Source organism: Nonomuraea sp. NPDC001699, assembly GCF_053596455.1.
Window position 1 is genome coordinate 109,471 of record NZ_JBSFGF010000012.1, and the last position, 10,556, is coordinate 120,026.

9 protein-coding genes are annotated in these 10,556 nt (G+C 71.6%); 5 read left to right on the top strand and 4 right to left on the bottom strand.

Annotation, left to right across the window (positions count from 1 at the left end; all coding sequences use genetic code 11):
* Window positions 1-4: 4 nt before the first annotated feature.
* Window positions 5-1,648, bottom strand: coding sequence for a serine/threonine-protein kinase (locus ACWCSU_RS31675; protein ID WP_449939898.1), 1,644 nt, complete (start codon window positions 1,646-1,648; stop codon window positions 5-7).
* 115 nt (window positions 1,649-1,763) lie between these two features.
* Here ACWCSU_RS31675 and ACWCSU_RS31680 point away from each other — a divergent pair, with 115 nt between their 5' ends.
* Complete coding sequence (locus tag ACWCSU_RS31680) at window positions 1,764-2,894, top strand: alpha-hydroxy-acid oxidizing protein (protein WP_449939899.1); 1,131 nt, start codon at window positions 1,764-1,766, stop codon at window positions 2,892-2,894.
* 50 nt (window positions 2,895-2,944) lie between these two features.
* On the top strand, window positions 2,945-4,051 hold the full coding sequence (locus tag ACWCSU_RS31685; RefSeq protein WP_364084856.1) for a winged helix DNA-binding domain-containing protein: 1,107 nt from the start codon (window positions 2,945-2,947) through the stop codon (window positions 4,049-4,051).
* Here ACWCSU_RS31685 and ACWCSU_RS31690 read toward each other — a convergent pair.
* From ACWCSU_RS31690 to ACWCSU_RS31700, 3 genes are read right to left on the bottom strand one after another with little or no spacing between them, the layout of a single operon-like run.
* A complete protein-coding gene (locus ACWCSU_RS31690) occupies window positions 4,022-4,843 on the bottom strand; it encodes a carbohydrate ABC transporter permease (RefSeq protein ID WP_449939901.1) in 822 nt (273 codons plus the stop codon). The genes ACWCSU_RS31685 and ACWCSU_RS31690 overlap by 30 nt on opposite strands.
* Complete coding sequence (locus ACWCSU_RS31695) at window positions 4,840-5,730, bottom strand: carbohydrate ABC transporter permease (RefSeq protein WP_364084860.1); 891 nt, start codon at window positions 5,728-5,730, stop codon at window positions 4,840-4,842. Before ACWCSU_RS31695 ends, ACWCSU_RS31690 begins: the two co-directional genes overlap by 4 nt.
* Window positions 5,727-6,977: an extracellular solute-binding protein gene (locus tag ACWCSU_RS31700; RefSeq protein WP_364084863.1), complete on the bottom strand. Its 1,251-nt coding sequence runs from the start codon at window positions 6,975-6,977 to the stop codon at window positions 5,727-5,729. Before ACWCSU_RS31700 ends, ACWCSU_RS31695 begins: the two co-directional genes overlap by 4 nt.
* Window positions 6,978-7,101: 124 nt before the next feature.
* Here ACWCSU_RS31700 and ACWCSU_RS31705 point away from each other — a divergent pair, with 124 nt between their 5' ends.
* The 3 genes from ACWCSU_RS31705 to ACWCSU_RS31715 all read left to right on the top strand — a co-directional run bounded on the left by ACWCSU_RS31705 (window position 7,102) and on the right by ACWCSU_RS31715 (window position 10,549).
* Window positions 7,102-7,857, top strand: coding sequence for an IclR family transcriptional regulator (locus tag ACWCSU_RS31705; RefSeq protein ID WP_449939904.1), 756 nt, complete (start codon window positions 7,102-7,104; stop codon window positions 7,855-7,857).
* Window positions 7,854-8,798 carry a sugar kinase gene (locus ACWCSU_RS31710; protein ID WP_449939906.1) on the top strand — a complete coding sequence of 315 codons (945 nt, stop codon included), beginning with the start codon at window positions 7,854-7,856 and terminating at the stop codon, window positions 8,796-8,798. The genes ACWCSU_RS31705 and ACWCSU_RS31710 overlap by 4 nt, the downstream gene beginning before the upstream one ends.
* Window positions 8,799-8,884: 86 nt before the next feature.
* Window positions 8,885-10,549, top strand: coding sequence for a catalase (locus tag ACWCSU_RS31715; RefSeq protein WP_449939909.1), 1,665 nt, complete (start codon window positions 8,885-8,887; stop codon window positions 10,547-10,549).
* Window positions 10,550-10,556: the final 7 nt, after the last annotated feature.

Here is a 10,556-nt window from a genome sequence, read left to right on the forward strand (position 1 = left end):
CCGGTCAGGAGGCGCGGTAGGTCTTGAGCACCCTGCCCTGCGGGTCGGCCACCAGGTAGCCCGTGCGGTAGGCGTCGCCCAGGTAGACGAGCAGGACCTGCTTGGTGCTGGTGAAGACGAAGTTGGGATCGACGACGAGGTAGCGCGAGGTGGGCTTGCGCACGCCGAGGACGCCCTCGGCCTTCTTGAGCAGGCCGGGCATGGCGTCCCAGTCGTACTTGGCCAGGTCGACGGTGGGGGTGCGGACCGTGGAGCCGGCGCCCTCGCGGGAGGCCACGCCGTCGCGGTAGACGTAGCGGTCGTAGATGGTCGGGTCGCCCTTGACCGGCGCCTCGGCGGAGACGTACGTCGGGTAGACGACCATCCGGACGACCTTGGTGCCGCCCATGACCGGCTTGAGCGCCTTGATCGCGGCGCGGATGCCGTCGGCGGTGAGCAGGTTCTCCGGCTGCGGCTTCGGCTCGTCGGTCTCCGCCGGCTCCTGGGCGTCGGTGGTCTCCATCGGGGTGGCCCGCGGCGTCTGCTGCTGCTCCGGCTGCTCCGCGCCGCGCACGCCCGGGAGCAGCGTGTAGACCAGCACGCCGGTCACCGCCAGCGCGCCCACGGAGGCCGTCACGGCCGCGACCGGCGAGCGGCGGGAGCGGCGCGACGACATGGTCCCGGCGTGCGAGAACGACGGCTCCGGCCCCCAGGGCCGCGGCCCCCCGGGCGGCACGGTGGCCCCTGGCGGCGGCCCGTGGTGGAGGGGGCCCGAGGATGGGGAGGGGTGGCCGGGCTGGAAGGGGGCCGGGGGTGGGGGGAGGTAGGCGTGCGGGGCGGAGCCCGGGTCGGCGACGGCGGCGAGCAGGCGGTCGAGGGTCTCGGCGTCGGGCCGGCCGGCCGGGTCGCGGCGCAGCAGAGCGCCGAGCACGGGCGCGAGCGGCCCGGCCCGCTCCGGCGGCGGCACCTCCTGGTTGAGGACGGCGGCCAGCGTCGCCAGCGTGGTGCTCCTGCGCAGCGGGTGGCGGCCCTCGACGGCCACGTACAACATCATGCCGAGCGACCACAGGTCGGAGGCGGGGTCGCCCTCGTGCCCGTTGATGCGCTCGGGCGCGATGTACTCCGGCGAGCCGATGAACGACCCGGTCGCCGTCAGGCTGGTCGACTCGCGCACGGCGGCGATGCCGAAGTCGGTGAGCACCGAGCGGCCGTCCTCGCGCAGCAGCACGTTGGCGGGTTTGACGTCGCGGTGCTGGATGCCGACCGCGTGCGCGGCGCGCAGCGCGGACAGCACCTCGCGGCCCAGGCGGGCGGTCTCCCAGGGCGTCATCGGCCCGCGGGTGAGACGGTCCTGGAGCGAGCCGCCGGTGACCAGCTCCATGACGATCCACGGGTAGCCGTCGGCGCCCGGATCGACGATGTGGTGGATGGTGGCGACGTGCGGATGGTTCAGCCTGGCCAGCGCGCGGGCCTCGCGCAGCACCCGGGCGCGCAGCTCGCGGGCGCCCTCCGGATCGTGCTCCTCGAACGACGGGTCGGGCGGCCGGACCTCCTTCAGCGCGACCTCGCGGTGGAGGGCGGTGTCCCAGGCGCGCCACACCAGGCCCATTCCACCGCCGCCGAGCCTCTCGGTCAGCTCGAAGCGGTTGTCGATCACGCGTTTGTGCATGAGAAGCAGCGTAGGGCCGCGTCACGGTCGCCGTCATCAGGGCCGTCATCAGGGCCGTCATGAGGGCGGTCGGCACGGCCCCCGGAGGGCGGGACGGGCTGGTTGGATGGGAGCCATGAACGCAGGCGATCACCAGCTCGGCATCTACCTGACGGGCATGCTCGAAGGCCGTGCGCCGGAGCTGACCACCGACCTCTCCGCCCTGGAGGCCGCGGCCGGGCGGGTGCTCCCGCCCGAGGCGCTCGGCTACATCGTGCCCAGCGCGGGCAGCGGCTCGACCGCCCGCGCCAACCTGGAGGCGTTCGAGCGGCGCCGGATCGTGCCGAGGATGTTGCGCGGCGTCCGGCGGCAGCGTGACCTGTCGTGCGAGGTGCTGGGCACCCCGATGGCGGCGCCGGTGCTGGTGGCGCCGATGGGCGTGCAGACGCTGGCCCACGAGGAGGGCGAACTCGCCACCGTGCGGGCCGCGGCCGCGGTCGGCGTCCCGTACGTGCACTCGACGGCAGCAGCCCACGACTTCGAGCAGGTGGCGGCGGCGGGCGGGGACGCGCCGCGCTGGTACCAGCTCTACTACCCGACCGACCGGGACGTGTGCCTGAGCTTCCTGCGCCGGGCCGCGGCGACCGGCCATTCGGTGCTGGTGGTCACGCTGGACACGACGCTGCTCGGCTGGCGTCCGGCCGACCTCGACCGCGGCTTCCTGCCGTTCCTGGCCGGCACCGGCATCGCCAACTACCTGAGCGACCCCAACTTCGCCGGGGTGGAGAACCCGGTCGCCCATTGGGCGGGCATGTTCCCCAACCCGGGGCTGAGCTGGGACGACCTGCCGTTCCTGCGCGACCACTGGGACGGCCCGATCGTGCTCAAGGGCATCATGAGCACCGAGGACGCGCGGCTGGCCGCCGAGCACGGCGTCGACGGGATCGTGGTGTCCAACCACGGCGGCCGCCAGGTCGACGGCGCCCTGGCCGCGCTCGACGCGCTGCCCGGCATCGCCGAGGCGGTCGGCGACCGGCTGACGGTGCTGTTCGACTCGGGCGTGCGCACCGGGGCCGACGTGGTCAAGGCGCTCGCGCTGGGCGCGCGGGCCGTGCTGGTCGGCCGTCCCGTGCTGTACGGGCTGGCGCTGGGCGGGCAGGCGGGCGTCGAGCACGTGCTGCGCTGCCTGCTGGGCGAGCTGGACATCACGCTCGCCCTGTCCGGCTACTCCTCGCCGGACGAGCTGGGCCCCGACGCGCTCGCCTGAGGGCACATCGAGGTCGGGAAGTGACCGCGATTGCCCCTACCGTTGTCCCCATGGATCCCCTCATCTCCCAGCGCGCGCTCAACCGGGCCACGCTCGACCGGCAACTGCTGCTGCGCCGCGGTGGCGGGAGCGTGCAGGAGGTCGTCGAGCAGCTCGGCGGCCTCCAGGCGCAGACCCCCCACACCTGGTACGTCGGCCTGTGGAACCGCTTGGAGGGGCTCAAGCCCGAGGACGCCTCCGCCCTGCTGGCCTCCCGCGAGCTGGTGCGGATCGCGTTGCAACGCTCCACGATCCACCTGGTCACCGCCCGCGACTGCCTGGCCATGCGGCCGCTGTTGCAGGTGGTCACCGAGCGCATGACCCGGACGACGTTCGGCAAGCGGCTGGCGGGCGTCGACCTGGACGAGCTGGCCGTGACCGGGCGGGCGCTGCTGGAGGAGCGGCCGATGACCTTCGCCGACCTCGGGCGGGCGCTGGCCGAGCGGTGGCCGGAGCACGACCAGCACGCGCTCGGCCAGGGCGTGCGCTGGCTGCTGCCGCTGGTCCAGGTGCCGCCGCGCGGGCTGTGGGGCAGGAGCGGGCCGGTCGCGCACACCACCGCCGAGTCGTGGCTGGGCCTGGGCGAGGTGCCGCCGATGACGGCCGCCGAGCTGGTCCGGCGCTACCTGGCCGCGTTCGGCCCGGCCTCGGTGCAGGACGCGCAGACGTGGTCGGGGCTGACCAGGCTGGGCGAGGTGGTCGAGTCCATGGACCTGGTCCGTTTCAGGGACGCCTCCGGCCGCACGCTGTACGACCTGCCGGAGGCCGTCCGGCCGCCGGAGGACGTGCCGGCCCCGGTCCGGCTGATGTACGACTTCGACAACCTGTTCCTGTCGCACGCCGACCGCTCCCGGGTGATCAGCGAGCGCGGCGCGGCCGTCATGCAGGGGTCGTTCATGGGCACGAACGTGATCCCCCGGATCATCCTCGTGGACGGCGTCACCGCCGGCGACTGGACGGTGACCAGGGCCAAGGGCGTCTCCACGCTGAACGTCCACCAGTGGACGCCGATCGGCGAGCTGGACGAGGTCGAGCGGGAGGCGCGGCTGCTGCTGGAGTTCCTGGCCCCCGGCGACCGGCACGACGTCTCAGTCCTTGACCGCCCCTCCAAGCCCTGACACGAGCCGCCGCTGCACCGCCACGAAGAAGATCAGCACGGGGATCGTCATCAGCGTCGAGGCCGCCATGATCCCGCCCCAGTCGTTCTCGTTGGGCTTGAAGAAGACGAGCAGCGCCGCGGGCAGGGTCTGGTTGTCCTTGGCCGAGATGATGAAGGTCCGCGCGAAGACGAAGTCGTTCCAGGCGGTGATGAAGGAGAACACGCTGGTCGCCACCAGGCCGGGGGCGACCAGCGGGAACAGCACGCGCCACAGCACGGTCGCGCGGCCGGCCCCGTCGATCATCGCCGCCTCCTCCAGCGCCTCGGGCACCGCGGCGACGAACCCGCGCAACATCCAGATCGCGAACGGCAGCGTGAACGCGAGCTGCACCACCACCAGCGAGGCCAGCGTGTTGAGCAGCCCCAGGTCCCTGACCACGAAGAACAGCGGGATCGTCAGCGCCTCGACGGGCACCATCTGCGCGACCAGGAACATGATCAGGACGGTCGTCCTGAACCGGAAGGCGAACCTGGTCACGGCCACCGCCGCGAGGAAGGCGAGCCCGGCCGACAACACGACCACGACCAGCGCCACAATCGCGCTGTTGAGCAGGTAGCGGGCGAAGTTCTCACCGGTCAGCACGCGGACGAAGTTGTCCAGCGTCGGGTGCGACGTCCAGGGCCTGACCTCCAGCGACTGGATCTCCCCCGCGGGCTTGAACGCCGACAGGGCCATCCAGTAGAGCGGGAACGCGGTGAGGACGGCGACCACCAGCGCGACCGTGTTGGGCAGAAGACGTCGTCGGTTCACAGGCGTTCCCCACTGCGCCGCAGCGCACGGATGTAGAACAGGGTGATCACGAGCAGGATCAGTGTCATGACGACCGCGACGGCCGAGCCGAGGCCGTACTCGGAGGAGCCGAAGGCGATCTGGTAGGCGTAGACGTTGAGCACGGTGTTCTGCCCGGCGACGCCGCCGCCGTTGGTCATCACGTAGATCTGGGTGAAGATCTTGAAGTCCCAGATGACCGACTGGATGACCACGATCGTGACCAGGGGCCGCAACATCGGCACGACGATCCGCCAGAACCCCTGCCAGGCCGAGGCGCCGTCGAGCGCGGCGGCCTCCAGCACCGAGGACGGGACGGCCCGGATGCCCGCGTACAGGGTGATCATGACGAGCGGGAACGAGTGCCACACGACCGTCGCGCCGACCACGCCGAAGGTGACCCACCGGTCGTAGAACCAGTTGAACCCGTCGATCCCGAGCACCTGGTTGACCAGGCCGAGGTCGGCGTCGAACAGGAACATCCACACGGTGGAGCCGGTCATCGCGGGCGCCGCCCACGCGCCGAGCGCGGCCAGCGACAGGGCCGCCCTCGGCACCGGCCCGGTCCTGGTCAGCAGCACGGCCAGGGCCGCGCCGACCGCCAGCGTCGCGACGACCAGCGCCGCCGCGAACCCCACGGTCTGCGCCAGCACCTCCCAGAAGCGCCCGTCGCCGAGCAGCGTGGCGTAGTTGCCGAACCCGACGAACGTGCTCGGCTGCCCGCCGCTGACCTGCGCCTGCCGGTAGTCGAAGACCGACAGCAGGCCCAGCATGTAGACCGGGTAGCCGAACATCGGGACCAGCACGGCCGCCGCGGGCAGCAGGTACAGCCACGGACGCCCGCGGCGGACGGTCGTACCTCGGCTCACGAGCGGCCGAAGGCGGTCTTGACGGCCGCGGCCGCCTCGGTGGTGGCCTGGTCGACGGTGGACTGCCCGGTCGCGACCTTCTGCAACATCGTGGGGATGACCTTGCCGTTGTCGATCTTCACCCAGGCGGGGTCGATCGGTACGAACCGGGTGCCCTTGGCCACCGTGTCCAGGAACGGCCTGACGAACGGGTCCTTGGCCGCCAGCTCGTCGCGGGCCGAGGTGAGCGTCGGCAGGTTGCCCATCGCGTCGTACATCTTGGCCTGGTACGCCTTGCCGCCCAGGAGCTTGACGAAGTCCGCGGCCAGGGTGCGGTGACCGGCGTTCTTCAGCACGCCCAGGTTGTTGCCGCCGGCGAAGGCGGGCGCGATCGAGCCCTCGGCCGCGCCGGGCAGCGGCACGACCGCGTACTTGCCGGCCGCCGCGCCGGCGTCCACGGCCGAGCGGTTGAAGTTGCCCAGGATGCCCATCGCGGCCTTGCCGCCGGCGAACAGCTCGACCGTCTTGCCGCCGGTCAGCGAGACGCACGCCTGCGGCGGGCAGACGTCGTCGGTCAGCAGGTCCGTGTACGCCTTGACGCCCTTGCGCGACTCGGGCGAGTCGAGCGAGGTGATGTCGCCGCCGGCGTCCCAGACGAAGGGCAGGGCGCCGAAGGTGTACTCGCCGCCGACGGCGATGCCGTACAGGTCGGGCTTCTTCTTCCGGATCGTGCGGGCGGTCTCGGTCAGCGCGGCGACGGACGTGGGCGGTTTCAGGCCCAGCTCGTCGAAGACGTCGGTGCGGTAGTAGAGGGCTCGGATGCCGATGAACCAGGGCAGGCCGTACTGCTTGCCCTGGACGGAGGCCGACTTGACCAGGTCGGGGGTCAGGTCCAGGCCCTTCAGGTCGGCGGTGAGGTCGGCGAAGCCGCCGGCGGCGGCGTACTCGGCGAGGTCGGTGTTGCCGTACTCGGCGACGTCCGGGGAGCTGGCGGGGTCGTTGAAGGCGCCCTTGAACTTCTCGTGCCGGGCGGGGGTGGTGGGGATGTAGGTGACCTCGACCTTGACGTCCGCGTGCGCGGCGGTGAACTCCTTGATCGCCTCGTTGACGACTTTGTCCTTGGGGGCGCGGTTGGGCTCGTCGAAGAGCCAGACGCGCAGCGTCCCCGTCCGCTCGTCGCCGCCGCCGGAGGCGGGAGCGGTCGAGGGTGCGCAGGCGGCCAGCGTGAGCAGGGCCGTTCCGGCCGCGGCAAAGTAAAGAAACTTCACTATTACCTCCTGAGCGCAGACACTAGGAATTCGTCCAGGGGTCGAGAAGACTTGTCAGAAGATGTTGTGCAGTGCACAACAGCGTGCTGCATTTCGCGAAATTTCATCGAATATGGTGACGTTCGTGCCCGAACGCAACCAGTCCGCCTCGCTCCGGCGCGCCCTGGCCGTCCTGGACCACGTACGCGGCCACACCGGCCTGTCGCTCACCCAGCTCGCCGAGGCCGTGGGCCTGTCCAAGAGCACGGTGCTGCGGCTGACCGTCCCGCTCGTGGAGGCCAGGCTGCTCGAACGCGACCGCAGGACCGGGGCGTACCGGCTGGGGCACGGCACCCTCCAGCTCGGGCAGGCGTACCTGGCCACGCTCGACCTGCGCGCGGTCGCGGCCGAGGAGTCGCACCGGCTGATGAGCGAGGTGCGCGAGACCGTCCACCTGGTCGTCTACGATCACCCCCACGTCGTCTACATCGACAAGGTGGAGAACGAGACGAACGTGCGGATGGCCTCGCGCGTCGGCAGCCGCGGCCCGGTGCACGCCACGGCGGTCGGCAAGGCGATCCTGGCCTGGCAGCCGGAGGAGGCCCTGGCCGGGCTGACGCTGGAACCGATCACCAAGCACACCATCACCGACCCCGACCGGCTGCGCGCCGAGCTGACCCACATCCGGCGGCGCGGCTACGCGGTGGACGACCGCGAGAACGAGCCCGAGGTGCGCTGCGTCGCCGCGCCGATCTTCAACCACAATGACGCCGTCGTCGCCGCCGTCTCGGTCTCCGGGCTCACCTCGCGGATCACCGCCGCGCGGGTGCGGGAGCTGGGGCCGCTGGTGGCCGGGGCGGCGTCACGGATCTCCAGAAAGCTGGGCAGGCCGACCACATGACCGAACTGGTGACCTTCGGCGAGACCATGGCGCTGTTCGCCGCCCGGCGTACCGGGCCGCTGCGCTTCGCCCGCGACTTCGACCTGGGCCTCGGCGGCGCCGAGTCGAACGTGGCGATCGGCGTGGCCCGGCTCGGCCACCGGGCGACGTGGACCGGGCGGGTGGGCGACGACGAGTTCGGCGACCTGATCCGGGCCACGCTCGCCGGGGAGGGCGTGGACGTGCGCGCGGTCACCGACCCGGACGCCCCCACCGGCCTGATGATCAAGGGCAGGCGCACCGCCGACCTCGTGGACGTGCGCTACTACCGCAGGGACAGCGCCGGGTCCCGGCTGCGGCCGGACGACCTCGATCCGGCGCTGATCTCCTCGGCCCGCGTGCTGCACGTCTCCGCGATCACCCCGGCGCTGTCGCCGTCCGCCCGCGAGAGCGTGGCGCACGCCATCGCCGTGGCGCGGGCGGCCGGCGTGCTCGTCTCGCTGGACGTCAACTACCGCCGGGCCCTGTGGGCGGCGGAGGAGGCCGGCGCCTGGCTGCGGGAGACGGTCGGCGGCGTGGACGTGCTGTTCGCGACCGTGCCCGAGGGCCGCCTGATCGCCGACGTCGGGGACCCGGCGGAGCTGGCCAAGGCGCTGGCCTCGCTGGGGCCCTCGTACGTGCTGGTCAAGTCGGGGGCCGAGGGCGCGCTTGAGCTGTCGGACGGGGTGCTGCGGCGGGCCCGGCCGTACCGGGTGACGGAGGTGGACCCCGTGGGCGCCGGGGACGCGTTCGCGGCCGGGTGGCTGGCCGACTGGCTGGCCGGGGCCGAACCGGAACGGCGGCTGGACACCGCCTGCGCGGCGGGCGCGTTCGCGGTGACCTCGCAGGGCGACTGGGAGAGCCTGCCCCGCCGGTCCGACCTGGGCCTGCTCGGCCGGGGCGCCGACGACGTGAGCAGGTAGCCGCCCCGAGGACGAGGTTTTGCCCGTTTCCGATCCGGCCTTGAGGGCAGCCGGGGAAGATCTCGTCCGGGGAGAGGAACGGTGCGATGACAGACGTCTCCAGCAAGGGACCGCAGTCGGGCGACGAGCGCGAGGTGCTCACCAACCGGCAGGGGCATCCCGTCTACGACAACCAGAACCAGCGGACGGTCGGCCCGCGCGGTCCGGCCACGCTGGAGAACTACCAGTTCCTGGAGAAGATCAGCCACTTCGACCGCGAACGCATCCCCGAACGGGTGGTGCACGCCAGGGGCACGCTGTCCTACGGCTACTTCGAGGCGTACGGCAAGATCGGCGACGAGCCGGTCAGCCGCTACACCAGGGCCAAGCTGTTCCAAGAGGCCGGCAAGCGCACGGATGTGGCGCTGCGCTTCTCCACCGTGATCGGCGGCCGGGACTCCGCCGAGACCGCCCGCGACCCGCGCGGTTTCGCGATCAAGTTCTACACCGAGGACGGAAACTGGGACCTCGTGGGCAACAACCTGGCCGTCTTCTTCATCCGGGACGCCATCAAGTTCCCCGACGTCATCCACTCGCTCAAGCCCGACCCGGTCACCTTCCGGCAGGACCCGAACCGCATCTTCGACTTCATGTCGCAGACGCCCGAGTCGATGCACATGCTGGTCAACCTGTTCAGCCCGCGCGGCATTCCCGCCGACTACCGGCACATGCAGGGATTCGGCGTGAACACCTACAAGTGGGTCAACCAGCAGGGCGAGACGTATCTGGTGAAGTACCACTGGATGCCCAAGCAGGGCGTGCGCAGCATGACCGAGGCGGACGCGGCGGTCATCCAGGCGGGCGACCTGGGACACGCGACGAAGGATCTGCGCGACGCCATCGAGCGCGGCGACCACCCCGAGTGGGAGCTGCTGGTCCAGCTCATGAGCGACGAGGAGCACCCCGAGCTGGACTTCGACCCGCTCGACGACACCAAGGTGTGGCCGGAGAACGAGTTCCCGGCCAGGCCGGTCGGCCGCCTGGTGCTGAACCGCAACGTCGACAACCAGTTCGCCGAGAACGAGCAGGCCGCCTTCGGCACCGGCGTCCTGGTGGACGGCCTCGACTTCTCCGACGACAAGATGCTGGTCGGCCGGACGTTCTCCTACAGCGACACCCAGCGCTACCGGGTCGGCCCCAACTACCTGCAACTGCCGGTCAACCAGGCCAGGAACGCGCCCATCAGGACCAACCAGCGCGACGGCCAGATGGCGTTCTTCGTCGACACCGGCGGCGAGGACCCGCACATCAACTACGAGCCCTCGCTCCGCGGCGGCCTGCGCGAGGCCGAGTACCCGACCCTCGACGAGGAGGGCCCGGTCATCAGCGGCCGGCTCATGCGCAGGCGCATCCCGCGCACCAACGACTACAAGCAGGCCGGCCAGCGCTACCTGCTCATGGAGCAGTGGGAGCGCGACGACCTCGTGCGCAACTTCGTCGACGCGCTCAGCCAGTGCGACCGGCGAATCCAGGAGCGCATGGTCTGGCACTTCCTGCTCGTGGAGGACGACCTCGGCCTGCGCGTGGGCGAGGGCCTCGGCCTCACCCCGGACGACGTCTCCCAGCTGGAGCCGCTGGCGGGCCAGGACCTCACCGACGAGGACCGGGAGCGCCTGGTCAAGCTGGGACGCAACGGCCCTCGCGACGTGGAGGGGCTGAAGATGACCCATTGCGTCCCCAACGAGCGGGCCGCCCACGCCGAGGGCCTCTGAGCAGCGG